The sequence below is a fragment of the Streptomyces sp. NPDC008139 genome (genome assembly GCF_042957025.1).
Taxonomy (GTDB): Bacteria; Actinomycetota; Actinomycetes; order Streptomycetales; family Streptomycetaceae; genus Actinacidiphila.
Map to the genome: position 1 here is coordinate 122,584 of NZ_JBIBHM010000007.1, position 26,683 is coordinate 149,266.

18 protein-coding genes are annotated in these 26,683 nt (G+C 71.5%); 10 read left to right on the forward strand and 8 right to left on the reverse strand.

The features are described from left to right. Window positions 1-208: 208 nt before the first annotated feature. The gene (locus ACFZBB_RS16335) at window positions 209-2,074 is read right to left on the reverse strand and encodes a M1 family aminopeptidase (protein ID WP_391122530.1); all 1,866 of its coding nucleotides are present in this window, start codon (window positions 2,072-2,074) and stop codon (window positions 209-211) included. Window positions 2,075-2,755: 681 nt separating this feature from the next. Between ACFZBB_RS16335 and ACFZBB_RS16340 the strand changes: the two genes are divergently transcribed. Beyond that, on the forward strand, window positions 2,756-3,028 hold the full coding sequence (locus ACFZBB_RS16340; RefSeq protein WP_355344366.1) for a LuxR C-terminal-related transcriptional regulator: 273 nt from the start codon (window positions 2,756-2,758) through the stop codon (window positions 3,026-3,028). Window positions 3,029-3,146: 118 nt separating this feature from the next. On the opposite strand, the gene ACFZBB_RS16345 is transcribed toward ACFZBB_RS16340, so the two are convergent. Beyond that, complete coding sequence (locus ACFZBB_RS16345) at window positions 3,147-3,887, reverse strand: gamma-glutamyl-gamma-aminobutyrate hydrolase family protein (RefSeq protein ID WP_391122533.1); 741 nt, start codon at window positions 3,885-3,887, stop codon at window positions 3,147-3,149. Between the two features lie 277 nt (window positions 3,888-4,164). Between ACFZBB_RS16345 and ACFZBB_RS16350 the strand changes: the two genes are divergently transcribed. Next, window positions 4,165-7,584: a glycoside hydrolase family 3 C-terminal domain-containing protein gene (locus ACFZBB_RS16350; RefSeq protein ID WP_391122536.1), complete on the forward strand. Its 3,420-nt coding sequence runs from the start codon at window positions 4,165-4,167 to the stop codon at window positions 7,582-7,584. Window positions 7,585-7,720: 136 nt separating this feature from the next. On the opposite strand, the gene ACFZBB_RS16355 is transcribed toward ACFZBB_RS16350, so the two are convergent. Then, entirely contained in the window at window positions 7,721-9,214 is a 1,494-nt protein-coding gene (locus ACFZBB_RS16355) for a glycoside hydrolase family 76 protein (protein ID WP_391123197.1), read from the reverse strand. Between the two features lie 286 nt (window positions 9,215-9,500). Between ACFZBB_RS16355 and ACFZBB_RS16360 the strand changes: the two genes are divergently transcribed. The 3 genes from ACFZBB_RS16360 to ACFZBB_RS16370 are packed head-to-tail and all read left to right on the forward strand — an operon-like array spanning window position 9,501 to window position 12,138. Continuing rightward, a complete protein-coding gene (locus tag ACFZBB_RS16360; RefSeq protein WP_391122539.1) occupies window positions 9,501-10,739 on the forward strand; it encodes an ATP-binding cassette domain-containing protein in 1,239 nt (412 codons plus the stop codon). Beyond that, complete coding sequence (locus ACFZBB_RS16365; protein ID WP_391122542.1) at window positions 10,736-11,473, forward strand: ABC transporter permease subunit; 738 nt, start codon at window positions 10,736-10,738, stop codon at window positions 11,471-11,473. Before ACFZBB_RS16360 ends, ACFZBB_RS16365 begins: the two co-directional genes overlap by 4 nt. Beyond that, the gene (locus ACFZBB_RS16370; protein ID WP_391122545.1) at window positions 11,470-12,138 is read left to right on the forward strand and encodes an ABC transporter permease subunit; all 669 of its coding nucleotides are present in this window, start codon (window positions 11,470-11,472) and stop codon (window positions 12,136-12,138) included. The genes ACFZBB_RS16365 and ACFZBB_RS16370 overlap by 4 nt, the downstream gene beginning before the upstream one ends. Window positions 12,139-12,214: 76 nt before the next feature. Here the strand turns inward: ACFZBB_RS16370 and ACFZBB_RS16375 are convergent, their stop codons facing one another. The 4 genes from ACFZBB_RS16375 to ACFZBB_RS16390 all read right to left on the reverse strand — a co-directional run bounded on the left by ACFZBB_RS16375 (window position 12,215) and on the right by ACFZBB_RS16390 (window position 16,622). Next, window positions 12,215-12,829, reverse strand: coding sequence for an ATP/GTP-binding protein (locus ACFZBB_RS16375; RefSeq protein WP_391122548.1), 615 nt, complete (start codon window positions 12,827-12,829; stop codon window positions 12,215-12,217). Then, window positions 12,816-13,256, reverse strand: a complete 441-nt coding sequence (locus tag ACFZBB_RS16380) for a DUF742 domain-containing protein (protein WP_188280651.1) — start codon at window positions 13,254-13,256, stop codon at window positions 12,816-12,818. Before ACFZBB_RS16380 ends, ACFZBB_RS16375 begins: the two co-directional genes overlap by 14 nt. 214 nt (window positions 13,257-13,470) lie before the next feature. Further along, window positions 13,471-13,962, reverse strand: coding sequence for a roadblock/LC7 domain-containing protein (locus tag ACFZBB_RS16385; protein WP_355344344.1), 492 nt, complete (start codon window positions 13,960-13,962; stop codon window positions 13,471-13,473). Then, a complete protein-coding gene (locus ACFZBB_RS16390) occupies window positions 13,959-16,622 on the reverse strand; it encodes an ATP-binding protein (RefSeq protein ID WP_391122551.1) in 2,664 nt (887 codons plus the stop codon). Before ACFZBB_RS16390 ends, ACFZBB_RS16385 begins: the two co-directional genes overlap by 4 nt. 433 nt (window positions 16,623-17,055) lie before the next feature. Between ACFZBB_RS16390 and ACFZBB_RS16395 the strand changes: the two genes are divergently transcribed. From ACFZBB_RS16395 to ACFZBB_RS16405, 3 genes are all read left to right on the forward strand, one after another. After that, window positions 17,056-18,027, forward strand: a complete 972-nt coding sequence (locus ACFZBB_RS16395; protein WP_391122554.1) for a glycine betaine ABC transporter substrate-binding protein — start codon at window positions 17,056-17,058, stop codon at window positions 18,025-18,027. 99 nt (window positions 18,028-18,126) lie between these two features. After that, window positions 18,127-19,818, forward strand: a complete 1,692-nt coding sequence (locus ACFZBB_RS16400) for an aromatic amino acid lyase (protein WP_391122558.1) — start codon at window positions 18,127-18,129, stop codon at window positions 19,816-19,818. Window positions 19,819-19,906: 88 nt separating this feature from the next. Then, on the forward strand, window positions 19,907-21,409 hold the full coding sequence (locus ACFZBB_RS16405; RefSeq protein ID WP_391122561.1) for an IMP dehydrogenase: 1,503 nt from the start codon (window positions 19,907-19,909) through the stop codon (window positions 21,407-21,409). A gap of 36 nt (window positions 21,410-21,445) precedes the next feature. Here the strand turns inward: ACFZBB_RS16405 and ACFZBB_RS16410 are convergent, their stop codons facing one another. Then, window positions 21,446-22,738, reverse strand: a complete 1,293-nt coding sequence (locus ACFZBB_RS16410) for a DUF4032 domain-containing protein (protein WP_391122564.1) — start codon at window positions 22,736-22,738, stop codon at window positions 21,446-21,448. Window positions 22,739-22,914: 176 nt separating this feature from the next. Between ACFZBB_RS16410 and ACFZBB_RS16415 the strand changes: the two genes are divergently transcribed. Both ACFZBB_RS16415 and ACFZBB_RS16420 read left to right on the forward strand, forming a co-directional pair. Next, entirely contained in the window at window positions 22,915-24,636 is a 1,722-nt protein-coding gene (locus ACFZBB_RS16415; RefSeq protein ID WP_391122567.1) for a hypothetical protein, read from the forward strand. 290 nt (window positions 24,637-24,926) lie between these two features. Next, window positions 24,927-26,537: a DHA2 family efflux MFS transporter permease subunit gene (locus ACFZBB_RS16420; protein ID WP_391122570.1), complete on the forward strand. Its 1,611-nt coding sequence runs from the start codon at window positions 24,927-24,929 to the stop codon at window positions 26,535-26,537. Window positions 26,538-26,683 lie beyond the last annotated feature (146 nt).

Here is a 26,683-nt window from a genome sequence, read left to right on the forward strand (position 1 = left end):
GCTTCGATCGTGCACCTGTCAAGAAGGCGTGACGGTCGTCGAAGGCGTCGCGTGTGGGGCACCCCGTCCGGGAACCGCCGCGGCTCCCGGACGGGGGCGAGATGTGAGGGGCCGGGTCCCGGCCGGGCCTGGACCCGGACCCGGCCCCTCGGCCTTGAGGGCCGGTGCCCCGGGGCCCGTGGCGCGGCCCCGGGCGTTGATCCGGTGGCTAGCCGTCGATCCGGTGCTGCGTCCAGAAGGACGTCAGGTCGACCGTGGTCGCCGCCTGGGCCGCGGCCTTGAACTCCGCGGTGGTGGAGACGCCGTACCAGTGCGACTGCGCGTAACCGCGCAGGAGTTGGGTCATCGCGGTGTCACCGATGAGGCGCCGCAGGTCGTGCAGGGCGCACTTGCCGTAGTTGTAGACGACCGTGCCGTAGCGCGAGGAGTGCGCGTCCCAGTACGCCATCGAGTTGGTGATCTTCTCGGCGGAGGACGCCCAGGAGACGCTGTTCCAGCAGCTCGCGCCGGTCTTGCCGAGCGCCAGGTCGGTGGAGTAGTCCGCGAACGACTCGTCCAGCCAGGGGCTGTTGTACTCGTCGTCGCCGACGATGCCGTACCACCACTGGTGCCCGATCTCGTGGGTCAGCGCGGTGGTGTCGACCAGGTCGAGCACGAAGCCCGGGTACTCCATCCCGCCGAACCAGAAGTTGTTGTCCAGCACCGCGTCGATCTCGCTGTACGGGTAGGCGCCGAAGCGGCCCGCGTGCGCGTCCACCGCGTTCTCCGAAACGGTCAGCATGGAGTTGGAGTTGGCGGTGCTGATGCCGCTCACCGCGTACACGTTCACCTTCACGCCGCCCGGCGACGTACCGGAGACCTTGCTGAACGGGCCCGCGGCCCAGGCGAAGTCGCGGACCTTGCTCGCCGTCGCCTTGGTGACGGTGCGGCCGGAGGCGCCGGGGGTGTCCACCGAGGTGCCGGTCGCCGGGACGGAGATGCCCGTCGGATGGTCGAGCGTCACCGAGAAGTCGGCGGCCAGCGAGTAGAACGCCTCGCCGTTGTTGGTGTACGGGTCGAGGTGCCAGCCCGCCGCGTCCCGGATCGCCAGCACCGGCAGCGCGTTGCCGATGAAGCTGAAGGAGCCGTCCTTGCCGAACCGGTCGGCCCCGCTGGGCACCACGATCTTCAGGTCGAACCCGACCGTGCCGCTCTGCCCCTGGGCCAGCGCCGCGGGCAACGTCACTTTCAGCGCGGTGCAGTTGACCGTCAGGGCGGACGCGGTGCCGCCGGTCACGTTGGTGACGGTGATCGGCGTCGTCGGGCAACTGCCGTGGTAGTTGTCCCACAGCCGCAGGTACACCTCGGTGAGCGGCGTGGCCGAGGCGTTGGTGAAGTTCACGCTCTCGTGGCCGTTCCAGGTGCCGCCGGTCGTGTCGCTGGTCAGGCTGACGGTGTACGCGGGCGCCGCGGGCGTACGGGTCGCGTCGGCCGCCGGGGGCGGCGTGGTGTCGCCCGAGGTGCTCAGCGCGATGTCGTCCAGGACGAAGCTGGTCTGGAGGCCGGAGTCCTCGGTGCCGGTGAAGGCGAGGGTGACGCTCTGCCCGATGAACGCGGACACGTCGACGGTCCGCTGCACATAGCCGGTGGCCGCGTCGAGGTTGGAGTACGTCGCCAGCGTGGTGCTGCCGATCTTCGCGGTCAGCTTGTCGTAGGCGGTGGTGGTCGTGGTCTCCGCGGTGTCGATGTGCAGCCAGAAGGTCAGGCTGGCGGCCGAGCACCCGGCGGGGATCGTGACGGCCTGCGACAGGCTCTCGGTGTGCGTGGAGCCGTACCCGTTGAGCCAGGCGAACTGGGTGCCCGCGTGCGCGCTCTGCCCGCCGCCGGTGGTGATCACTCCGGTGGAGCTCGTCCAGGGTGAACTGCCGGACTCGAAGCCGCCGTTGGCGATCACCTGGGTGGGGGTGCAGGCGGCCGGGGCGGCGTGGGGGGCGGTCCGTTGGGGTGGTGCGGCCTGCGCGGGCGCTGCGGCGACCGCGCCGCCCGCGACGAGGACGCCCGCGGCGGCGACCAGGGACAGAAGTCTGTTTCTCATCGGATCCTCTTGTGGGGTAGGCGGATGAGCCGACGGCGGAGGGTCGGAAGGCGGGTGGCGTGGGTGGCACCCCGGTGGGAGTCTGCACAGTGCGCTCACAGGAAGTAAGGCCCGCCGGAAATCCGTAGGGATATCCCTATGCGCGCGGCTTCGAAGCGACCTCGAAGCCGCTTCGGCGCCTCGCGCAATCGTATGAGCGCGCACGACGCCGATTCGCGGGTGCCGAATGCCCGCGTGTCGAATGACCGGACAGATGCCGCGAGCACGCGCATCCACCGGGCTGACGGAGCGTCAACGAGAAGCGGGAGCGCTCCCGCGCGAATTGCGTTCGGCTTTCAACCATGTCACACAACTGCCCCTCTGGCCTGGGGAGTTGACGTGTCGCCGCTGCTAAACCTGGATCGGGGTGTCACGTATGTGGCGTAGGTCACCTGATTGCCTCGCCTGAACCGGGCGGCGGACAGCCCCCGTTGTTTACTGTCGGGGAGTGGGCGGAGCGTCAATATCCGGCCGATCACCGCGAGCTCATGAAGCCCGGCGAAGGGAGTGACGATATGAACGGTCAAATTCGGTCGGGCGATTGGCGTGTTCAGCCCATTCGGCACCTTCTGCGTTGAAGGTCTTCATTGGGAGTTGGGGAGTAGCGTGTACGGGGACAAGCTTCTTACTGACCGTCAAGGATTGAGTCGGTTCGACAGGGGACGGGGTGGCGGCGCGGGTCTCGCGCCACTGGAGCGCTCGGCGCTCAGCACCCTCACCCCCCGCGAGCGCGAGGTACTGAGCGTCATGGGCTTCGGCGAGGGCAACAGGGCACTCGCCTCCCGGCTCGGTATCGCCGAGCGCACAGTGAAGGCGCATCTGACGAGCATCACCCGGAAGCTGGGGCTGCGCTCCCGGGTCGAGACGGTGCTCGTGTCACTGGAGTGGGCCGAGGATCTACGCCGCGTGGAGTGACATCCGCACGGACCCTGTGAAGCGCCCCGCGGCAAGGCCCGCCGCCCGGCACGGCACAGGGGCCGTCGTGCGGTACGCGGCGTGACCGCGTTCCCCCGCGCTCACCCGCGCGAGGTGATCACGCCGCCGACGCGACGGCGGCGAAGCGCAACGCCACCTGACGCCATACGTCGGCCGCGGCCGCGTCGTCCCGCACGGCGGCGCGGTGCAGCTCGTCGCGGTCCACGCCGTGGCGCCGCAGGCGTTCGACGTTCCACCCGCGGATGCGGTCCGCCGTGGTCTCCGGGTGGAACTGGACGCCCCAGGCGTTCTCGCCGACCCGGAACGCCTGGTACGGGCAGCGCTCGCTCTCGGCCAGCCACCGCGCGCCGTCCGGCAGTTCGACGATGGCGTCCACGTGGTTCTCGATCGCGGTGGGGTGCTCGGGCAGCCCGGTGAACAGCGGGTCGTCCGCCGCCTCCTGACGCAGCGTCAATGTCGTGCTGCCGAATTCGGGCCGCCCGTGCTCGCCGCGCACCGCGCCGCCCGCGACCTGCGCCAGCATCTGGCCGCCGAGGCAGATCCCGAACACCGGTGTGCCGGCCTCCAGTGCCTGCCGCACCAGCTCACGCGTCGCCGCCAGCCACGGGGCCCGCTCGTCGTCGTCGGGCAGATAGCCGCCGCCGAGCACGATCAGCGGGCGCCGCTCCAGCCGCTCGGGCACCTTCTCGCCGTCGTACGCGGCGACCACGTCCACGCCGACGCCGCCCTCGCCGAGCCAGCCCTCCCATCGGCCGGGCCCTCCGGATGCCCCGTGCTGCACCACCAACGCCGCCGTCACGCCCGTACCTCCGCTCGCCCGCCCGTTGTCCGCACCCATGATCCCCCGCACCCCGCTCCGGAGCCACCCTGCCCCCTGTGACCCCCGCCACCGCGGGAGACCGCGTCACCGCGGAAGGCCCCACGTCAGCGGGCCCCGCCCCCGTCCCGGCCGCCGGAACCGGGGCGGATGCCGAGACCCGAAGGGTCGACGCGTTCAGAACAGCGTGTCGTGTTCATGTTCTTGACGCTCTTCCTGGGTGGGCGCAGACTTCGAGGCGTTTGCGTTCACCTCCTGAATTCGCCGGCAATGACGCCCCTTTGGAGAACGTATGCGCATGGCTCGTCTCGCGGTCGCAGCAGCCGCTGTCACCGCCCTCGCCGTACCGCTGGCGCTGGCAGGACCCGCGTCCGGCAGCACCGGGCCCGCCGGAGCCGGGCAGCAACCCTGGCTCAACTCCCGGCTCCCGCTGGAGAAACGGATCGACCTGCTGCTCGGGCAGATGACCAACACCGAGAAGGCCACGCTCATGACGGCGGTGGGCGTGCCGAGCGGGTCGCACGCCACCGGCTACATACCGGGCATCGATCGCCTCGGCATCCCCGGCACGCAGTTCACCGACGGCCCCGGCGGCGTACGCGACGGGCAGCCCGCCACCGCGCTGCCGTCCCCGGTCTCGCTGGCCGCCTCCTTCGACACCGAACTCGCCAGGCGGTACGGCACGGTGATGGGCTCGGAGGCCAAGTCCCGCGGCTATCAGGTCATCTACGGCCCCATGGTGAACATCGTGCGCACCCCGCTCGGCGGGCGCGACTTCGAGACCTTCGGCGAGGACCCGGCGCTCGCCGGTGACATCGGCGCGTCCGAGATCGACGGCATCCAGAAGCAGGGCGTCGCCGCGCAGGTCAAGCACTACGCGGGCAACAACCAGGAGAACGGCCGCACGACGACCAGCTCGAACATCGACGAGCGCACGCTGCACGAGATCTACCTGCCCGCCTTCGAGAAGGCCGTCAAGGACGCCCACGTCTGGTCCCTGATGTGCGCCTACAACAAGGTCAACGGCACCTACGCCTGCGAGAACGCGCAGATCCTGCGCGACATCCTGATCGACACCTGGAAGTACGACGGCGTCGTCGACACCGACTACCCGGCCAACCACAGCACCGTGGCCTCCGCGCTGGCCGGTCTCGACCAGGAGTTCAGCGGCACCACCTACTTCCAGCAGCTCCCGGCGGCCGTCGCGGCCGGCCAGGTGCCGCAGTCCGTCCTGGACGACGCGGCCCGCCGCATCCTGCGACTGGAGTTCCGCACCGGGCAGTTCGAGGGCAAGACCCCCACCACCGTCGACTACGAGGCCGACAGCGCCTTCGCGCGCAAGGCGGCCGAGGACGGCAGCGTCCTGCTGAAGAACAGCGGCAGCACCCTGCCGCTGGACACCGAGAAGCTGAAGTCCCTGGCCGTCATCGGCCCGAACGCCGAGACCGCCGTCACCGGCGGCGGAGGCAGCTCCGCGGTCACCCCGTACAAGAAGGTCGACCCGGTCTCGGGGCTGAAGGCCAGGCTGGGCAGCGGAGTCGACGTCACCTCGGTGAAGGCGGGCGGCGCCGGCGGCTTCCCGGCGATCCCGGCCTCCGCGCTCACCGGCCTCAAGGGCGAGTACTTCGCGAACAAGACGCTCTCCGGGACGCCCGCGGTCACCCGCGACGACCCGAACATCGACTTCGACTGGGTCCTCGGCTCCCCGGCCGACGGCATCCCCGTCGACAACTTCTCCGCCCGCTGGACCGGCACGGTCACCGCGCCCGCCACCGCCGCTTACACCTTCTCCGCGACCAGCGACGACGGCAGCCGGATCTACCTCGACGGACAGCTCATCGTCGACAACTGGTCGGACCACGCGGCCAGTACGGTCAAGAGCGCGCCCGTCCAGCTCACCGCGGGCGAGGCGCACAGCCTGCGCGTGGAGTACTACGACAGCGCCCAGAACGCCTCGGTGACCATCGGCTGGTCCGGGGCAGGACTGCCCGACCCGACCATCCAGGCCGCGGCCGACGCCGCCGCCAAGGCCGACGCGGCCGTCGTCGTGGTCGGCGACTCCTCCAGCGAGGGCTCCGACCGTACGACGCTGGCGCTCCCCGGCAACGAGGACGACCTGATCCGTGCGGTCGCCGCCGCCAACCCCCGTACCGTCGTGGTCGTCAGGGCCGGGGCGCCGGTGCTCATGCCGTGGCTCTCCGACGTCCCCGCCGTGCTCGACATGTGGTACCCGGGCCAGGAGGACGGCAACGCGCTGGCCGCGCTGCTCACCGGCGACGCCGAGCCCGGCGGCCGGCTGCCCGTCAGCTTCCCGAAGTCCGACACGCAGACCGCCGTCGCCGCCGCGCCCGGGCGCTACCCCGCGGTCAACGGCGTGTACGACTACAGCGAACGCCTGGACGTCGGCTACCGCTGGTACGACCAGCAGGGCCAGACCCCGCTCTTCCCGTTCGGATACGGCCTGTCGTACACCACCTTCAAGCAGTCCCGCCTCACGGTCGACCACGACCGGGTCGAGGCCACCGCCCGCGGCACCCAGCCGGTCCGGGTCTCGGTGGACGTCACCAACACCGGCCGCCGCACCGGCACCGACGTGGTGCAGCTCTACATCGGCTACCCGGCCGGGTCCGGCGAGCCGCCGAAAGCCCTGAAGGCCTTCGCCAAGGTCCAGCTCAAGCCGGGCCAGACGAAGACCGTACGGCTGACCCTGTCCGCCGACGCGTTCCGGACGTGGGACGGCGACGCGCACGACTGGACGGTCCTCAAGGGCCGTTACCCGCTGTACGTCGGCCAGTCGTCCGCCGACACCCCGCTGAAGTCCGCGGTGACGGTGAGCAGGACGGTCGGCGCGCAGTACACCGCGCTCTCCGTGCCCGCCACCACCGACGCCGGTGCCTCGTACCCGGTGAAGCAGACCTTCACCAACACCGGCGACTCGACCGTGCGCGACCTCGCGCTGAGCCTGAAGGTCCCGGCCGGCTGGACGGCGACGCCCGCACCCGGCAACGCCGTCGGCCGTACGGTCGCGCCGCACTCCTCGGTGAGCGCCACCTGGGTCGTCAAGGCGCCCGCGAACGCGGTGCCGGGCGCGGCCACGCTGACGGGGAAGGCGACGTACGACCTCAGCGGCAGGCAGAGCAGGACCGCCGACGCCGCGACCACCGTCCCGTACGCGACGACGGCCGCCGCGTACAACAACAAGGGGATCAGCGCCGACAGCGATCCGAGTACCGGCACCCTCGACCCCGCGGGTTACAGCTTCTCCGCCACCCAACTGGCGGCGGTCGGCTACACGCCGGGCGCCACGGTGACCGCGGGCGGACTGCCGTACACCTGGCCGGACACGCAGCCGGGCCGGCCCGACAACGTGGCGGCGGCCGGACAGGTGATCCGGTTGCGGGGCCAGGGCACCCGCCTCGGCCTGCTCGGCACGGGCATCAGCTCCACGCACGCCGGGACGGTCAAGGTGACCTACACCGACGGCACGAGCGCGGACCTCGCGGTCGTCCTGCCGGACTGGTACAGCAACGCGGCCAGCGGCAACAGCCAGTTGGCGGTCACCACGGCCAACTGGAACCGCCCGCCCGGTGACACGCTCGGCGACCACGCCGTCAGCCTGTACACCACGGGCGGCGCGCTCGACCCGGCCAAGACGGTCGCCACGGTGACGCTGCCGAACGACAGCGGCTTCCACGTGTTCGCCCTGTCGGTCGGCTGAGGCCGATACCGAGGCCGGATCCGAGGCTGAGGCCGAATCCGAGGCCGAAGCTGAGGCCGAGCCCCGCGCACAGAGAGCCGCCGCCCGTCCCGGACACCGGGGCGGGCGGCGGCACGTGACGCTCACGGCGCAGGCGTCAGCTCGCCTCGGACGCGTTCAGCGCGTCCAGCGCGCTCTGCTGGCAGCCGTAACCGGTCCCGGCCAGCGGCCCGTTCCAGTGCGGCCCGTACACGTCCAGCGCGTTGCGGTCGTTGGTGTGCGCCGCGTTCGCCTGCGTGTGCAGATAGCCGCTGTACGGGCGGTCGGAGAGCTGCTTGTTGAGGTCGCGCAGCCCCCGGACGTACGCGCCCTTGAACGACGCGCCGTCGTTGTCGCACGAGTCGCCCTCGCCCGGCTCGCGCAGCACACCGCCGGAGTTGACCGCGGTGGACGTGGTCGAGGCGTTGCCGAGAGTGCGCGCGGTGGTCAGCAGCCCGCTGTCGCCGGTCGCCTTGTACAGCTCGCTCAGACCGCCGAGGATCACGCCCTGGTTGTACGTCCACGTCGGCTGGCCGTTGTTGACGCAGGAGTCGTTGAGCCCGTCGTTGACCATGTGCGAGGAGTTGATCATCCCGCTGCTCTGGAACCAGCTCCACTCGCTCCGCGCGCGCCCGAGATAGACGCTGTCACCTGAGATCCGGTTGTGGAGCGCGGCGTTGAGCTGGAGGTACAGCTCGTTGGTGATGGCGTTCTTGTACGCGTTCGTCTCGTTCCACTGCACTCCGCCGCCGCACTTGCTCGTCCAGTAGCCGAACATGTGGTCGGCGTCGGCGCGGGCGGTGTTGAGGTAGCGGCTGTCGCCGGTCAGGTCGTACGCGTCGACCCAGGCCAGGCCCCACCAGCCGGTGTCGTCCAGGTAGTCGTTCCTGAACTGGCCCTCGCGCGCGTTGACGTTGAGGTCGTAGGTGCGCGAGACCGCGTAGCCGTAGCTGGGCATGCCGCTGGTGCGAATGTTGTCGATCACGGAGGTGAGCGCGTTGGCCGCGGTCCACCAGCCGTTGCCGCCGAACAGCCCGGTGCCGCGGTCCCACTTCATCATCAGCGCGGTGGCGGCGGCCGTGCTCTGGCTCCAGGCGTTCCAGTTGGACCTGGCCCACTGGGTGCAGGCGATCTCGGGCCGGTCGCCCGCCTTGCCGCAGGCGCGCAGCGCGCCCACCCCGTTGGTGTTCCAGTCGTCGACGTTGTACATCAGCGTGCGCCAGCCGCTGTTGGCCGCGGGCGTGACGGTGTCGCCGAGCTTGCTGCCGTTTGTCCAGGTGGCGCCGCCGTCGAAGGACCGGTCGAGCCAGACCTCGTCGCCCGGATTGCCGTTGCCGATGGACGCCCAGCCCATGGCATCGTTGTCATCCAGATGAAGTTGAATGCTGCGGGAGTAGATCGAGGCGCTGACGGGCACGCGCTCCGAGGGTGCGGCGGCCGGATCACGCGCGTCGCAGTACGTGTTGCAGATCGCTGTCGCGGCCTGCGCCCTGAAGGTCGTGGGGACCAGACTCAGCAGCAGGCAGGACAGCACGAGGACGAGGACGCGCGAGGAACGCACGCGCGACGGACGGTGGGGGACCGCGTGATGAGCGGACAGGTGCGCGGGCATGTGTGCGGGCATGGCTCCGCTTCCCGGCGGCTCGGACGCCGCCTGTGCGACGGATGGTGGGGGGTGACCGGGACCGGGGACCGGCCGGGCCGCGGGGTCCGGCCAAGTGCCGTCCTTCGGGCCTTGGTCGAGACCAGAACACCCCTATGGCCTGCCCATGTCAAGATGGCCGCCCTGCGTCCCATGGGACGGATGTTCCCCGGAACGGACACGTGTGCGGGATAGGCTTTCCGCGCGACGGCCGGAAACAGTCCCCCCAAGCCCAGCCCCGAAGGGGATCAGGAACTTGATACAGATAGATTCGGTGACCAAGCGATACCCCGACGGCACTGTGGCGGTCGACGAACTCTCCCTTGACATACCCGACGGCTCGATCACCGTACTGGTCGGACCCTCCGGCTGCGGGAAGACCACCACCTTGCGGATGATCAACCGGATGGTCGAGCCCAGTGGTGGCCGGATCCTGCTGGACGGCACCGACATCCACGCGCAGCCGGTCAACGCGCTGCGCCGGTCGATGGGTTACGTGATCCAGAACGCCGGGCTCTTCCAGCACCGCACCATCGTGGACAACATCGCGACCGTGCCGCGCATGCTGGGATGGGACCGCAACCGGGCCAGGAAGCGCGCCAGGGACCTGATGGAACGCGTCGGCCTGGACGCCTCGATGGCCAAGCGCTACCCCTACCAGCTCTCCGGCGGCCAGCAGCAGCGCGTCGGCGTGGCCAGGGCGCTCGCCGCCGACCCGCCCGTCCTGCTGATGGACGAGCCCTTCTCCGCGGTCGACCCGATCGTCCGGAAGGGACTCCAGGCCGAACTGCTGCGTATCCAGGCCGAGTTGGGCAAGACCATCGTCTTCGTCACGCACGACATCGACGAGGCCATCAAGCTCGGCGACATGGTCGCGGTGCTGCGGACCGGCGGGAAACTCGCCCAGTACGCGCCGCCGGACGAGCTGCTGACCGCCCCCGCCGACGCGTTCGTCGAGGACTTCCTCGGCACCGACCGCGGCATCCGCCGGCTGTCCTTCTTCACCTCGGCGGGACTCGAACTCACCACCGCGCCGATCATCGCCGTCGACTCGAGCTCCGCCCAGGTCGCCGAGCGCACCGCGGCGTCCGACGCCCCGTACCTCCTGGTCACCGACACCGACGGCAGGCCGATCGGCTGGACCGAGCCCGCCGCCGCGGCCAAGGGCGCCGACCGGCTGGACCGCGCCGATCTGCTGCCGCACGGGCGTCCGTTCGTCTTCGGCGAGGAGTCGCTGCGCGACGCGCTGGACTGCGCGGTGCTCTCGCCCACCGGCTGGGCGGTCGCCGTGGACGACACCGGGCGGGTGGTCGGTGTCACCTCGCAGACGACGATCGCCGAGGCCATCCGCGGCGCCCACGCGGAACGCGGCGCGGGCAGGGGCACCGCGAAGACCGGCGCGTCCGGCGCGTCCGGCGGGTCCGGCGCGAAGGCCGCGAAGGCCGCGGACCCGGCCGACGCCGACCCGGAGACCGCTGCCAAGGCCGCCCGATGAGCGAGTACTTCACCATCCCCAGCGACCTCCAGCACTCCTATCTCGGCCTGATCGGCCTGCACTTGCGCGAGGCGCTGCTCCCGGTGCTCTTCGGCATGCTCATCGCGCTGCCGGTCGCCCAGCTCTGCGTCCGCTTCAAGTGGATCTACTCGCCCGTGCTGTGGGTCACGACCGTCCTGTACGCGATCCCGTCGCTCGCCTTCTTCGTCGTCCTCATCGACTACACCGGCGCGACCGAGACCACCGTGATGATCCCGCTGACCGTCTACAGCCTCGTGCTGCTGGTCCCGGCGATCGTGGACGGCGTCCGGTCGGTGCCCGAGGAGACGATGGCCGCCGCGACCGCCATGGGCCTCGGCCCCGGACGCCGCTACCTCCAGGTGCAGTTGCCCATCGCGGTGCCCGCGATCTTCGCCGGGCTGCGGGTCGCGGCGGTGTCCAGCATCAGCCTGGTCAGCGTCGGCGCCCTGATCGGCAACCAGGGAGCGCTCGGCAATCTGCTCACCGACGGCATGTTCTACCACCGCACACCGCTGGTGGTGACCTCCGTGGTCTCCATCGCCGTACTGGGCATGGCGGTCGACGGCGTACTCGTCCTGATCCGCATGCTGCTCACGCCGTGGATGCCGCGCGGCGGACAGGCCAGGCGCAAGGGCGTACCGCTGTCGGAACCGGCGGAGCCCACCCCACGCCCCGCGCCCACCGCGCCCACCCTGAAGGACGCCGCCCGATGAACGTCCTGCACTTCGTCAACGCCTTCTTCAGCGACGGCTCGCACTGGCACGGCGCCGACGGCATCCCGCACCGGCTGTTCGAGCACGTCCAGTACAGCCTCATGGCCCTCGCCATCGCCGCCGCCATCGGACTGCCGATCGGCATGTTCACCGGCCACACCGGACGCGGCGGGAACGCGCTGGCGGCCATCGCGACCGCCGCGCGGGCGCTGCCCAGCTTCGGCCTGCTGGTGCTGATCACCGTCTGGGTCGGCATCGGCCTGACCCCGGTGATGATCCCACTGGTCGCGCTCGCGGTGCCGCCGATCCTGGTCACCACCTACGAGGCCGTGCGCACCGTCGACCCCTCGCCGGTCGACGCGGCCCGCGGCATGGGCATGAGCACCACGAGCGTGCTCTTCCAGGTCGAACTGCCGGTCGCGCTCCCGCTGATCCTCAGCGGCCTGCGCTCCGCGGCGATCCAGGTGGTCTCCACCGCGTCGATCGCCGCGTACGTCAGCTTCGGCGGTGTCGGCCGCTACATCATCGACGGCCTCTACCAGCGCAACTACGAGAAGGTCGTCGGCGGGGCGACCTTGGTGGCGGGCCTCGCCCTCGCCACGATCGGCCTGTTCTGGCTGGTCAACCGGCTCGTGGTGTCCCCGGGAGTGCGCCGCGGCGGCTGACCGCCGGGCAGCACGGGGCGAGTGGTCGAGGGAGCGGTGAGGGAACGGTCGGGGGCCGTACGACAACGGCCCCCGCTCAGCCCTCCGCGCGCGCCAGCGCCAGCTCCAGGACGACCAGCAGTGCGTCCCGTACCGAACCGCGCTCGCGCGCGTCGAAGGTGAACACCGGCACCTGCTCGGCGATGTCCAGCGCCCAGCGCACCTCGTCCATGGCGTGCTCGACGTGCCCGTCGAAAGCGTTGACGGCGACGGCGAACGGGATCGCCTTGTGCTCGAAGTAGTCGACGGCGGCGTAGCAGTCGTCGAGCCGCCGGGTGTCGACGATGACGAGCCCGCCGAGCGCGCCCTCCACCAGGTCGTCCCACATGAAGCCGAAACGGTCCTGCCCCGGCGTGCCGAACAGGTACAGCTTCAGCGACGCGTCGATCGTGATGCAGCCGAAGTCCATGGCGACCGTGGTGGTCGTCTTGTGCGGTGTGTGGCTGAGGTCGTCCACGCCCGCGGCGACCTCGGTGATGGCCGCCTCCGTGGTCAGCGGCCTGATCTCGGAGATCGACCCGACGGTGGTGGTCTTGCCGACACCGAAGCCGCCCGCGATCACCATCTTCACCGGCAGCGGCGGCCGGACGGCCGTCGGCAGCCGTGAGTCGGTCATCCGGGCGCCCCGGCCCGCCGGTTCACTCGGTGTCACGTAATGCCCCCCTGGAGTCGGGGATGGTGCGGAGCCCATCGATAACCCTTCGCAGTACGGAGATGTCCTGGGCGATGTCGGAGCTGGGAACGTAGACCGACAGATGGCCGCCGGACTGGAGGTCCTCGGCCAGCACGCGGACCACGTTCAGATGCAGGCGGAGCTTGGCCGCGATCTCCGCCAGCGACTGCGGCACGCGGCAGAGCGCGACGATGTCGTGCTCCTCGAAGGAGAGCCCGTCGAGCGCCCCGACACCGGCCGCGGTCGTCACCACCTGGGTCTCGACCGGGATCGGCGGTCCCGACCTGGTGCCGGCCACCCGGCCCGCGGTGACCAGGAACGGCCGTACCGCGGGTGCCCGGCCGACCGGGTCGTCGGCGGAGCCCGTACGGGACCCCTCGCCGACTGGCGTGTCACCGGCCGCCATGTGCCTGCCTCCTCCTTCTGCTCTCCTCGCTCCTGGCTAGGGCCTGTCCGGCGGATCACGAACGGCCCCTTCGACCCCTGGCACGCCGTCCGGGGGTGCCCCCACCGCCGCGTTGCCGAAATACCCGAATAGCTCCACTATGAGGCCATCCCGGCGCCTTGCGCTCGCACGTACCAGGCACCGCCTGGACCGCCCATGATCCGCCGGACAGGCCCTAGTCCCAGGACCGGCCGCGCGGGGACGGAACGGCGACGCTGTTCTTGAGTTCGAGGACGAGCTGCGGGCTGAGGGCGGCGCCCGCGCGGTTGGCGAAGACCGTCATCTCGTAGGCGATGTTCCCGAGTTTGGCTTCCTTGGAGGTGACGACGCCGAGCACCGCGCCGCTGCCGATCGCGGAGACCAGCACATGGCCGTCCTCCAGATCGATGATCACCTTGTTGAGGCCGCCGAGACCGTAGTTGCCCGCTGCGCCCGCCGCCAGGCTCGTGATGCCGGAGACGATGGCCGCCAGCCGCTCGGAGTCGGCCGCGTCGCGCAGTTGCGAGACGGCGATGAGCAGGCCGTCGGAGGATACGGCGATGGCGTCGACCACGCCCGCGGTCTCGGTGGCGAAACGGTTCAGCAGCCAGGTGAAGTCGGCTGCGGCGGCGCGCAGATCGGCGGGCGGGTCCTGTCCGGCCGGGGTCCCACCTGTCGGCGATGTCACTGGTCCGCTCCTTCCGGAAGCCCTGCTTGGCTGTTCGTCGTACCGGGTGCCGTGCCGCTCGCGACGTCACGGTTGGCCCGCTCCACTGCGGCCTCGAACTCGTCGAGTTCCGAGCGGACTTCTTCTGCGTCTGTCTGACGGGGGGCCCGGCGTGCGGCCGAGCGTCCCGCGTCGGTCAGTGTGGTGGCGAGCGTGGCACCGCGCACCCGGCGGCGCAGCGGACGGGCGCCGCCGTCCTCGCCGTCGCTCGGGGGCCGGCCCTGCTCGGAGTGGGGGGCGGTGGGTCCGCCCGCCGCGGGCGCCGGGGCGGCCGGGGTCTCGTCGGCCGCCTGGCGCTGCGGGACGCGGCGGGGGAGCGGGGTCAGGCCGTCGCGGCCGTCGCCCGGTCCGCCGCCGGGTTCGCCCGGTCCGGCTGATCCTGATCCGTCGCGTCCGTCGCGTCCGTCGCGTCCGTCGCGTCCTGCCGCCGGTTCCGGCGCGCGCGGCGCGGGCACCGGGGCGGGGCCCGCGGACGTCGTGGGGGAGCCTGCCGCGGGCGTACCGGCCCACGACGGCGCGGTACGGCGTTCGGGCAGCGCGACCGCCTCCTCGGCCTCGACGTGGCGGGGAGCCGCGGCGGCCTCCCGCGCGGCGCCGACGGCCTTGGCGGCCGGAGCCGCCCCCTCGGCGGCGGGCTCCGCGAACGGGCTCATGAGCAGCAGCAGCGTCGCCGGGATCGTCACCCGGCTGGTGACACCGCCGCCGGGCGTCCGCGTCAGCGTGACCCGTACGCCCCAGCGCCGCGCCAGGCTGCCGACCACGAACAGGCCGAGCACCTTCGTCGGCACCAGGTCGAGGCGCTCGCGGCGGATCAGCCGGGCGTTCTCCTCCGCCAGCCGCTCCGCGCTCATGCCCAGGCCGTGGTCGGTGATCTCGATCAGCGCGCCCTCGGCGCCGTCGCGCACCGCCACCTCGACGGGGCTGCGGGCCGGGGAGAACGCCACGGCGTTCTCCAGGAGTTCGGCCAGCATCAGCGTCAGATCGGCGATGATGTCCGGCGCGACCGTGACGTCGGTGTCCGCGAGCAGCGAGACCCGCTGGTAGCCCTCGATCTGGCCGAGCGCGGCGCGTACGACGTTGGTCAGCGCGGTGGGGCTGGCGTCCAGGCCCGCCTCGCGGATACCGGCGAGCAGCATCAGGCTGTCGGCGTTGCGCTGGAGGCGTACGGCCAGGTGGTCGATCCGGTACAGCCGGTCGAGCAGCGCGGGGTCGGTCTCGCCGCGCTCCAGGGCGTCGATCAGGGTGAGTTGACGAGCCGTCAGGTTGCTGACGCGGCGGCCGACGTTGCCGAACATCTCGGCCACGTTGCGGCGGCTGAGCACCTGGCGTTCCAGCAGTGCCGCCGCGGTGGACTGCACGCGGTTGAACGCCTCGGCCAGGTCGCCGATCTCGTCGTGCGCGGTGACCGGCACCTCCTGGAGGCGCGGCGCACCCGCGAAGTCCGCGTCGTCGTCGGCGACCCGGGCCAGTTCCTGCCCGGCCACCTCGGCGACCTCCGCCGCGGCCCCGGTCAGCACCTGCACCGGCCGGATCACCGAGCGGCGTACGGCCACGGAGAAGCCCAGCCACAGCACGAACGCCAGCAGCGCGCCGCCGAGCAGCCACGCGGCCCGCCACCAGGCGTCGTCGGACGCCCGGTCGGCGCGGTGCGCGATCTGGTCGATCAGCGAGCCGGTGATCTTCAGCCGGGTCTGCGCCTGCTTCTGGTAGTCCGGGTAGGACTTGAGGGCCTTGGTGAAGGCCGCCCGCACCTGCGCGGGGCCGGTGGCCTCCAGCGCGCTCGGGTCGATCTGGAGGCCCGCGTACTGGAGCGCGATGCCGTTCCAGACCGGGTTCATCTCGATCCCGGCCAGCTCCGTGCGCTGCGCGTCGCTGGCGAACCGCCCGAAGCGGCTGGCCTGGGAGACGTAGAGCTGCTGGTAGCCGACCGCGTTGTTGAACTCGATCAGCGCGTTGGTGTCACCGGTCTGCGCGGAGAAGACGCTGGTCTCGAAGGAGGCGTGCGCGGCCTCCGCGCGCAGCAGCGAGTCCAGCATGCTGCCGGTGCGGGTCGAGCTGAGGTTCTTGTTCAGATCGAGGCCGAGGCCGTCGATCAGGCCGTCCACGGTCGCGGTGTACGCCGGGTCGATGTTGTCCGCGGGCAGATAGCTCTGCTCGATGGTGCTCCGCAGGCTGCCGAGGCCGTTGATCTCCTTGAGGACCTGGGCCTCCGCGGCGGGCAGCCGCGATCCGAAGGTGGCGCGTACGTTCTCCACCTGCGCGTCCACGGCGGTGCGCGCCTGCCGGTAGGCGACCAGCGACGGGCGCTTGCCCGAGGTGGCCGATTCGTAGCGCACGGACAGCAGCAGAGCCTGCTGGTGCTCGGTCTCGACCAGGTCGACGAGTTCGGCGACCTGGCGGCTGTCGCGGACGAGCTGCGCGGCCGAGGCCGCGTCCTGGGCCTGGCCGACGAGGCCGGTGATCACGTAGGCGAGCAGCATCGCGACCACGACAAGCGGAACGCCGACGAGGACGTTGAGCTTGCGCCGGAACGGCCAGCGGTCGGCGAAGTTCCGTACCCCGCCCCTGACGTGTGGCTCCGGGTCAGGACGTGCCGACCCGTCCACCTCGTGCACGGACACCAAGCCTCCTCCGGAACCGCCTACCGGCTCGCCGACAACCGGACACGACGACAGTGGCGCAAAATGAACGCTTCTGTGCGTAACCGGAATGAAGTGACCGGATACTCCCCGCGGTTGTCCGAGCACCGTGACCAACGTCGGGGAGACTACCTCGTCTTGACCACGACTAGCTGACCACACCATCAATAATTTGTTACGGACACGACCGTACGGAACGGGAATCCCCGACCAATCCACCGGTGTTCAGACATCGATGCCGATCGGTGATCAGGCTGCTCTTGACTGACCCAGAAGCGGCTGGATTGGATCGCTGGGTAGCACTCGCAACCGCACGTGTGTACGTACTCGACGTACGTCCGCGTGTGTGGGTGCGCCTACGCCACGAGTACGCCCGATCAGAGACCGAAACTCCCCGAGCCCGGAAGCGGAAATCGTGACCTCTCACGTGAAGAGCACCTGGTCCAGCCCGAGCCACATACGCCGCCTCGCGGCGGTCGCCGTCGTCGCCGCCGTCGCGGCGCCCCTGCTCGCGGGTTGTGGTGACTCCGGCTCCGACAAGGCCAAGGACCCGCTGGCCGGGTCGAAGGCGAGCGGCGACACCGTGGTCGTCGGCTCCAACAACTTCCCCGAGAGCATCCTCATCGCCGACATCTACGGCGAGGCCCTGAAGGCCAAGGGGATCAAGGTCAGCTACAAGCCGAACATCGGCAGCCGGGAGACCACCTACGGCCTGCTGAAGAACGGTTCGCTGACCGTACTGCCGGAGTTCAACGGCGCACTTCTGGCATACCTGGACGCCAAGGCCACGCCCAAGACGGCCCAGGCCACCAACGAGGCGGCACTCGCCAAGCTCGACCCGAAGCTGACGCTGCTCGACATGGCACCGGCCGAGGACAAGGACTCCCTGACGGTCAACGCGGCCACCGCGGCGAAGTACAAGCTGACCGAGAAGTCCACCATCGCGGACCTGGCGAAGTACGGCTCCGAGATCACCATCGGCGCCTCGCCCGAGTTCCAGACCCGGCAGCAGGGCCTGGTCGGCCTGAAGTCGGTCTACAACCTCACGCCGAAGTCGTTCAAGGCGCTCGACGCGGGCGGTCCGCTGACCGCGGCGGCGCTCAAGAACAACAACGTGCAGGCCGCCGACATCTTCACCACGGACCCGACCATCGAGAAGGAGAAGTTCGTCGTCCTCCAGGACCCCGAGAACCTCTTCGGCTTCGAGAACGTGATCCCGCTGGTCTACAAGAGCGGTCTGTCCAAGGAAGGCGTCGCCGCGCTCAACGCGGTGTCGGCGAAGCTCGACACGGCGGCCCTGCTCAGCCTGGACACCCAGGTGCAGAGCGACAACAAGGACCCGCTGGAGGTCGCCAAGACCTGGCTGACCTCAGTCGGCCTCGGCTGACCGCGGCAGCGGGACCGATACAGCGCAGTGGGTACAGCCTCTGATTCCGAGACGCCGACGGACCGCACGACGGCACCCTCCGCCGAGGAGGGGGCCTTCGTGGTGCTCGACGGCGCCGGCCTGGACGCGGACGCCGTGACGCGGATCGCGGACCGGACGGCCGTACCCACCGTGCCGCCCGACGCGCTGGCCCGCGCGGACCGCTCCTGGCGGGCCGCGCGGCAGGCCGCCGCCGCGGGCCGGATGTACGGGCGGCACACCGGCGTCGGCGCGAACCGGCTCGTGCCGGTCAGCGACGAGGACCAGGCGGGACAGGACCTGCGGCTGCTGCGCAGCCACGCGGGCGGGGTCGGGGCGCTGCTCCCGGCCCGCCAGGTGCGTGCCGCGCTCGCCGTCCGCGCCAACCAGGCGCTGGCGGGCGGCTCCGCGCTCCAACCGGCCGTCGTGCAGGCCCTGGTGGAGGCGCTGCGGCTCGGTGTGCACCCGGCGGTCAGCGAGTACGGGGCCGTCGGCACCGGGGATCTGACGGCGCTCGCCGAGACCGGTCTCGCGCTGATCGGCGAACGGCCGTGGCTGCACGAGGACTTGGGGCGGCAGCCGGATCCCGCGGACGCCTTCCGCGAGGGGCCGTGGCCGTCCCCGTCGCCGCAGTCCTCGTCGTCACCTTCGCCGCAGTCCTCACCGTCGTCCTCACCGTCGTCCTCGTCGTCACCTTCGCCGTCGTCCGGTCCGTCGCCCGAAGGTGAAGTGCCGCCGTCCGCCGGTGGGTTGGACCCGGCCGCCGCGCTCGACCCGGCCGCGGTGCCCGCGCCCTTCCCCGGCCGCGTCACCCTCCAGCAGGGCGACGCGCTCGCGCTGATGAGCAGCAGCGCCTTCACCCTCGGGCAGGCCGCGCTGGTCTGCCACGACCTGGACATCCTGCTGCGCGCCTCGCACGCCGTGACGGCCCTCTCGCTGGCCGCCGTCTCCGGCTCGCTCGAGGCGTACGCGGCGCCCGCCCTCGCCATCCGCCCCTATCCGGGCGCGCTGCACGCCGGGGCCGAGGTCCGCAGGCTGCTCGGCGTCCCCGACCGGCCGCGCGCCACCGGCCGCCGCATCCAGGACCCGTACGGCTTCCGGGCCTTTCCGCAGGTGCACGGCCCCGCGCTGGAGGCGGCCTGGTCACTGCGCCGGATTCTGGACGTCGAGGTCAACTGCCCCTCGGAGAACCCGCTGATCGGCGAGGAGGGACCGGACGGCGGCCCGGTCGCGTACCACCACGGCGGTTTCATGGCCACCCCCGTCGGGCTCGCGCTCGACCACCTCTGCCTCGCCGTACTCCAGACCGCGCAGCTGTCCGCCGCGCGGCTGACCGCCTTCGGCGACCCCGAGATCACCGGCCTGCGCTCCTACCTCGCCGGGGGCTCGGCGGCCAGCTCGGGCATGATGATCCTGGAGTACAGCGCCAATTCCGCCCTCGCGGAGATACGCGCCAGCGCCGTACCGGCCTCGGCCGGGCACGCGGTGCTCTCGCGCGGGGTCGAGGAGGCCGCGAGCTTCGCCTCCCAGGCCACCCGCCAGGCGCTGCGCGCCGTGGACGCCTACCGGCTCGTGCTCGCCTGCGAACTCGTCGCCGCCGTACGGGCGTTGCGCCTGCACCCGGCGCTTCCCGCGCTGTCGGCGGGCGCCGGTACGCACGCGCCGGTCTTCGCCGTCCTGGACTCCGCGCTGCCGACGGCCACCGAGGACCGGGCGCTGACCCCCGACGTGTCGCTCGCGGTGGACCTGCTGCCGGAGCTGGCGGCGCTGTGACATCCGCCGCCGGGACCGCGCGGAAGGCGACTGACCTGCGGCAGGGCGCCGCGCGGACGGACGGGCGGCACCTGTAGAGTCCGGGTGCATGGCTCAGATCATCGAAGGGGTCTCGCGCACCTTCAACGAGTTCCTGCTGCTGCCCAACCGGACGCGGACGGACTGTTCGCCGGAGGCGGTGGACCTGCGGACGCCCCTGGTCCGGCACGCACGGGACGAGCCGTCGCCGATCGAGCTGCGGACCCCGTTCACGTCCGCGATCATGCAGTCGGTGAGCTCCCCCGAACTGGCCATCGCGCTCGCGCGCGACGGCGGGCTGAGCTTCCTGCACCACAACCGGCCGGTGGCCGACCAGGTCGCGGACGTCCGCGCGGTGAAGAACTTCAAGGCCGGATTCGTGGTCAGCGACACCAACGTACGGCCGCAGGACCCGCTGGGCCGGCTGCGGGAGCTGATGCGGACCACCGGTCACAGCACGGCCGCCGTCACCCACGACGGCACCGGCACCGGGCGGCTGCTGGGCCTGGTGACCTCCCGCGACTTCCACCCGCAGCGCCACCGGTCCGACGAGCCGGTCTCCAGCCGGATGGTCCCGGTCGACGTCCTCGCCTGCGCGACCGACGACATCACCTTGTCGCAGGCCAACTCCCGGCTGTGGGACGAGCGTCTGGACTGCCTGCCGGTGGTCGACGCCGAGGGCCTCCTGCGCTATCTGGTCTTCCGCTCCGACTACTCGGACAACAAGCGCTTCCCCCACCAACTGGTCGACCAGGACAAGAGGTTGCGGGTCGGCGCGGGCGTCAACACGCACGACTACCGCGAGCGCGTCCCACGACTGGCCGAGGCCGGGGCCGACGTGCTCTGCTTCGACTCCTCCGACGGCTTCAGCGACTGGCAGGCCCAGGCCATCGCGTGGTCCAAGGAGCACTTCCCGCAGATCCCGGTCGGCGGCGGCAACGTCGTGGACGGCGAGGGCTTCCGCTTCCTCGCCGAGGCGGGCGCCGACTTCGTCAAGGTCGGCGTCGGCGGCGGTTCCATCTGCATCACCCGCGATCAGAAGGGCATCGGCCGCGGCCAGGCCAGCGCCGTCCTCGACGTCGCAGCGGCCCGCGACGCCTTCGCCGAGCGGACCGGCCAGTACGTGCCGATCTGCTCCGACGGCGGCCTGGTGCACGACTACCACATGTCCCTGGCCCTCGCGATGGGCGCCGACTTCGTCATGATGGGCCGCTACTTCGCCCGCTTCGACCAGGCGCCCGGCGCCAAGCTCCCCACCCGCGACGGCTTCGTCAAGGAGTACTGGGGCGAGGGCTCCAGCCGCGCCCGCAACTGGCAGCGCTACGAACAGGGCGGCCAGGGCCTGGTCTTCGAAGAGGGGGTGGACGGTTACGTCCCCTACGCGGGCGACCTCAGCGAAGGTCTCGCCGTCACCGTCGCCAAAATGAAGGCGACCATGGTCTCCTGCGGCGCCCTGACCGTCCGCGACTTCCAGGCCACCGCCCGCCTCACCGTCGTCTCCGAACAGAGCTTCCAGGAAAGCCACGCCACGGTCGCCCTCCGCGACGCCACCGACTCCTTCGACCGCGCCTGACGGTCCGCCACCGACTCCTTCGACCGCGCCTGACGGTCAGTCGCCCGCTGCGGGCGACATGGTCTCCGCCGGTTCCACGGCTTCCGCCGCCTCGACGGGCGCCAGGACCGCCGCCGGGTCGGGGAGGTGGGGGAGGACTTCGGTGGTGTAGCTCTCGACCGTGGCGTCGAGGCCCACGTCGTGCTGGGCGCGTTCGGAGAGGTACCAGCGGTGTTCGAGGAGTTCGTGGTAGATCTGCGCCGGGTCGATGCGGGCGCGCAGGTCCTGGGGGACGGAGCGGACGGCGGGGCGGAAGACGTCGCGCAGCCAGCGGTGGGCGAGGACTTCGGGGCGGGCGGCGGGCAGGCCGTCGGCGGGGGCGTGGTCGTCCTGGGTGGCCATCCAGGACTCCAGGTCGTTGAGGAGGCTGCGGGCCTGGTTCTCCTCGGTGTCGAGGCCGGTCAGGCGCAGGAGTTGGCGCTGGTGGTGGCCCGCGTCGACGACCTTGGGCAGGAAGGTCACGGTGTCGCCCGCGGGTGAGCGCTCGATCTGCATCTCGGCGACGTCGAAGCCGAGGTCGTTCAGGCGGCGGATTCTGCGGTCGATGTAGTGCCGCTTGCTGGCCGGGTAGACGGACTCGCGGGTCAGCTCGTGCCACAGGTCGGCGTAGCGGCGGACGATCGCCTCGCCGAACGGGACCGGGTCGACCGAGGGGTGCAGGGAGCCGCCCGCTTCGAGGTCCATCAGCTCGCCCGCGATGTTCACCCGGGCCAGCTCGATGTCGTACTCCCGCTGTCCGCGCGTGAGTTCGGGCTGGATCTGCCCCGTCTCGGCGTCCACCAGGTAGGCGGCGTACGCGCCCGCGTCCCGGCGGAAGAGCGTGTTGGACAGCGAGCAGTCGCCCCAGGCGAAACCGACCAGGTGGAGCCGTACGAGGAGGACGGCGAGCGCGTCCAGCAGGCGGTTGACGGTGTCGGGGCGCATCGTCGTCTCGAACATCGAGCGGTACGGCAGCGAGCCGTTCAGGTGCCGGGTGATGAGCGCGGGCTCCAGCGGGGTGCCGTCGGCGGCGGCCCGGCCGGTCACCACCGCGATCGGGTCCACGGCCGGTATCGCGAGCCGGTCGAGGTCGCGCAGCAGCCCGTACTCGCGTACCGCCGCCCACTCGCTGACCTCCTTGATCGCCACGACCTCGTCCCCGGCCCGCGCGAAGCGCACGACGTGCCGGGAGATGCCGCGCGGCAGCGCGACCAGTGAGGTGTCCGGCCACTCCTCCAGCGGCAGGTTCCACTCCAGGTCGAGCAGCGCCGACGGGTGCTCCGCGTCGGTGGCGGTGATCTGCAACGGCATGGTGTGCGCCTCTCGCTTCCTTGTCCGGTCCGGCCGTCCCCGATGCTGCCATGCCCCGCCGGGGAAGCGGTGGCGCCCACCCGGCCATACTCGGTATACATACTCGGTATGCATACCGAGTATGGTCTTTCCCGGTCGACCCGCTGTACCCGCCGCTTCCGGGGAAGGCGTCCGCTATGAGTGACGTGTCGGTCGTTCAGCCCGCGGTGCTGCCGCGGCCCACGCAGCGGACAGGTCAGGTACAGCCGGTCCCACGACGCAGGCGCTGGCCCGTCCCCGCGGTGGCGGTCGCCTGCGCGGCGCCGCTGTACGCGCTCTGGGCGTGGCTGCTGGCCACGGGCGGCGGCGACCTCGCGGCCCAGGTCGCGTGGGCCGGTTTCGCGGGGCGGCATCCGGGTGCGCCGTACAACCTCGCCTGGTACGGCGGCATGCACGCGATGGACTACAGCGTGCTCACCCCGCCGCTGATGGCGTACGCCGGGGTCCGGGCCGTCTCGGTCGCGGCCGGTCTGGTGGCGACCTGGGCGATGGCCGTCCTCTTCGTCCGGTCCGGCGTGCGGCGGCCGATGGTCCCGGCGCTGCTGGGCGCCGTGTGCCAGTGGTGCGACGTGGCCTCGGGGCGTACGACCTTCGCGGTCGGCGCGGCCTTCGGGCTGCTGGCGCTGTGCCGGGTGCGACGGGCGCCGGACCGCTGGGCGGGCGCCGCGGTCCTCGCGGCGGTGACGGCGATGTCCAGCCCGGTCGCCGCCCTCTTCTTGTGGGTCGCGGGCGCGGGCCTGTCGGCGGCGGGCCGCCGCACCGCCGCGCTCGCCCTGGCGGTGCCGCCGGTGCTGGTGCTGGGCGCGGTGTACGTGCTCTTCCCCTTCCAGGGCGAGCAGTTGATGAGCGCCGACGCGGCGGTCTGCCCGCTGGTGACCTCCCTGGCGCTGGCCCTGGCCGCGCCGCGGTCCTGGCGCACGGTCCGCGCGGGCGCGGTCGCGTACGCGCTCGGCACGGCGCTCACCGCGTGCGTGGCCTCGCCCGTCGGCACCAACGTCGAGCGGCTGGCCGGGATCGCCGGACTGCCGCTGCTGGCCGCCGCGCTGATGGAACGCGTGGCCCGACGCCCGCGCCGTAGCCCTTACGTGCGCCTGGACCGGGGCCCGACCCGTACGGCCGCCCGCGCCCCCGTGCTCGGCGCGGTCCTCGTCGTCGTGCTGACCGGCGCGCTCGGCCACAACGGCTACGCGCTGGCCGCCAAGACCGGCAGGGAACTGCGCATGTCCACCGCCGTCCCCGACTGGGCCTCGCACACCGAGGGGGTGACCCGCGCGCTGCGCGGACTGCGCGCCGAGCGGCACCGTATCGAGGTGGTTCCGGCCCGCGATCACCGCGAGTCGACGCTCTTCGCCGACGTCGCCCAGATCGCCCGCGGCTGGAACCGCCAACTCGACGTGAAGAGAGACCGGTTGTTCTACGGCGGGACGCTGCCGGACGGGACGCTTCCGGCCGCCGCCTACCGCCGCTGGCTCGACGACTGGGCGGTGGCGTATGTCGTGCTGCCCCACGGCGACGTGGGCGGCCCCGGCGAGGCGGAGGCCGCGCTGCTCGCGCCCGCCGCCCGCCCCGACTGGCTGCGGCCGATCTGGCGGGACCGGTACTGGACGGTCTTCGCGGTGGAGCGCCCGGTGCCGCTGGCCTCGGAGCCCGCGCGCGTGCTGCGGGCGGGTGAGGCCGACGTGACGGTCCGGCTGCCGAAGGCCGGGAGCACCGTCGTCCGCGTCGCCTGGTCGCCGTGGTTCCGGGTGACCGGCGGATGCGTGAGCCGCGCGGGCCGCTGGACGCGGATCACCGTGCCGTCCGCCGGCGACTACCGCCTATACAGCATATACAGTCGCGCTAAAAGGAGTTGCGGATAAAAAAGACGCTGTCTTTGCGAATCCGCGCGCATATGCCGACACCCGACGTACATCTTCGTGCGGGTGCGCGCGAGCATGTGTAGGGTATACGTTGTACACATGCTCAACCATGCCCCATGGGGCAATTGACGGCACCGGCGCCGACCGCGATCATCGGCCAGCACCCTGGATCGGCCTGTCCGCCGACGCGGGGCGCCTCGGCAGCGGTGCTTCCACCACGGCATGGTCACCATCCATAGTCAGCAGCCAGATTCGCCGGATACGGCGACTTTCCACACTCTGGAGTCGGCATGACCGAAACGCCCCACCCCCCCGCTGCTTTAAGGTGGTGGACCCTGGCAGTGGTATCCGTCGGCACATTCATGCTGATGCTGGACCTGAGTGTGGTCTCGGTCGCCCTGCCCGGCATTCATGATTCACTGCACGCCAGCTTCAGCGGTATGCAGTGGGTGTTCGACGCGTATGCGCTGACGCTCGCGGCTTTCCTCGTGACCGCCGGATCGGTGGCGGACAGGACCGGCCGCAAGCGGCTCTTCCTGATCGGCCTGGTCATCTTCACCGCGGCTTCCCTCGCCTGCGGACTGGCCGGGAATATCGGGGTATTGAATGTCAGCCGCGGAGTCCAGGGTGTCGGCGCGGCCATCATGTTCGCCGTGGGCCCCGCTCTGCTCGGTCACGAGTTCCGCGGCAAGGAACGCGCCACCGCGTTCAGCGCGTTCGGCGCCGCGGTGGGTCTCGCCGTCGCCACGGGACCGCTGATCGGCGGCGCGCTGACCAATGGCCCCGGCTGGCGCTGGATCTTCTATCTGAATGTGCCGGTCGGCCTGATCACCGTCCTGATCGCGATGCGCCAGGTCCGTGAATCGCGGCTGCCCAGCGCCGCCGCCCCCGACTTCGTCGGAATGGTCTCCTTCACGCTCTCGCTGGCCGCCCTGGTGCTGGCCATCATCCGCGGCAACACCGACGGCTGGTTCTCCGGCAGCAACATCGCGCTGTACGCGGTGGCCGCGGTGTGCCTGGCGGTCTTCCTCGCGGTCGCGCGCTCCCGCGGCGAGCAGGCGATGTTCGACACCCAGCTCTTCCGCAACCGCACCTTCCTGGGCCTGTCCGCGACGACCTTCCTGGCCAACGCCGCGGGTCTGCCGCCGATCTTCCTGGTCACGACGTATCTGCAGAGCGTCGAGGGCGCCTCCGCCTGGTCCGCCGGCCTGCGCTTCCTGCCGCTGACGCTGGCGATGTTCTTCTTCGGCGCGCTGGCCGGCGGGCTCACCGGCAAGGTGCCCTTCCGGGTCATCATGGCCACCTCCCAATTCGCCCTGGGCATCGGCCTGTTGCTCATCCACCTCAGCGGCGCGGGCGACAGTTGGACCTCGCTCATCCCCGCCCTGGTGGTCATCGGCCTGGCCTTCGGCCTGTTCAACCCGACCCGCGCCGCGCTCGCCATCGGTGTCGCGGAACCGGCCAAGGCCGGTGTCGCCTCCGGTATCAGCGAGACGTTCCAGCAGGTGGGAACGGCTCTGGGCATCGCGGTCGCGGGCGCGTTCTTCGAGAACCACGTCACCAGCGCCTTCAAGGCGTCCGACGCCGCGGCCACGCTCACCAGCGCCCAGAGCGACAAGATCGCCAACGGGATCAGCGCGGGCAGCATCGACGAGGCCGCGCACTCGGCGGGCCCCGGCCTGGCCGACAAGGTGCTGGCCGCCGGGCGCGACGCGTTCACCACCGGCTTCCACGACGCCATGACCCTGTGCGCCGTGTTCGCCTTCGTCGCCGCGGTGATCGCCGCGCTGACGCTGCGCCACAAGGACCTGCACGAGAGCGCGTTGACCGGCATCCTGCCCGAGCTGCCGGAAGAGGGCGAGGAGTCCGTTCGCGAGACGGCGCCGGCCGGACAGCGCTGACGGCACCCGCCGGACAGCGCTGACGGCACCGCCGGGCAGTGCTGACGGCACCCGCCGGGCGGCAGTGACCCGGCTCAGGAGGACCGCCCGCGGCGCCGTACGACAGGCGTCCGCACGGCGAGCGTGACAGTGGCGGCGGGCCCGCG

Coding starts and splice junctions, on each gene's coding strand:
- ACFZBB_RS16350 (WP_391122536.1), top strand. CDS start 4,165: ATGGCTCGTCTCGCGGTCGCAGCAGCCGCTGTCACCGCCCTCGCCGTA.
- ACFZBB_RS16365 (WP_391122542.1), top strand. CDS start 10,736: ATGAGCGAGTACTTCACCATCCCCAGCGACCTCCAGCACTCCTATCTC.
- ACFZBB_RS16335 (WP_391122530.1), bottom strand. CDS start 2,074: ATGAGAAACAGACTTCTGTCCCTGGTCGCCGCCGCGGGCGTCCTCGTC.
- ACFZBB_RS16345 (WP_391122533.1), bottom strand. CDS start 3,887: ATGGGTGCGGACAACGGGCGGGCGAGCGGAGGTACGGGCGTGACGGCG.
- ACFZBB_RS16370 (WP_391122545.1), top strand. CDS start 11,470: ATGAACGTCCTGCACTTCGTCAACGCCTTCTTCAGCGACGGCTCGCAC.
- ACFZBB_RS16380 (WP_188280651.1), bottom strand. CDS start 13,256: ATGGCGGCCGGTGACACGCCAGTCGGCGAGGGGTCCCGTACGGGCTCC.
- ACFZBB_RS16405 (WP_391122561.1), top strand. CDS start 19,907: ATGGCTCAGATCATCGAAGGGGTCTCGCGCACCTTCAACGAGTTCCTG.
- ACFZBB_RS16420 (WP_391122570.1), top strand. CDS start 24,927: ATGACCGAAACGCCCCACCCCCCCGCTGCTTTAAGGTGGTGGACCCTG.
- ACFZBB_RS16415 (WP_391122567.1), top strand. CDS start 22,915: ATGAGTGACGTGTCGGTCGTTCAGCCCGCGGTGCTGCCGCGGCCCACG.
- ACFZBB_RS16355 (WP_391123197.1), bottom strand. CDS start 9,214: ATGCCCGCGCACCTGTCCGCTCATCACGCGGTCCCCCACCGTCCGTCG.
- ACFZBB_RS16410 (WP_391122564.1), bottom strand. CDS start 22,738: ATGCCGTTGCAGATCACCGCCACCGACGCGGAGCACCCGTCGGCGCTG.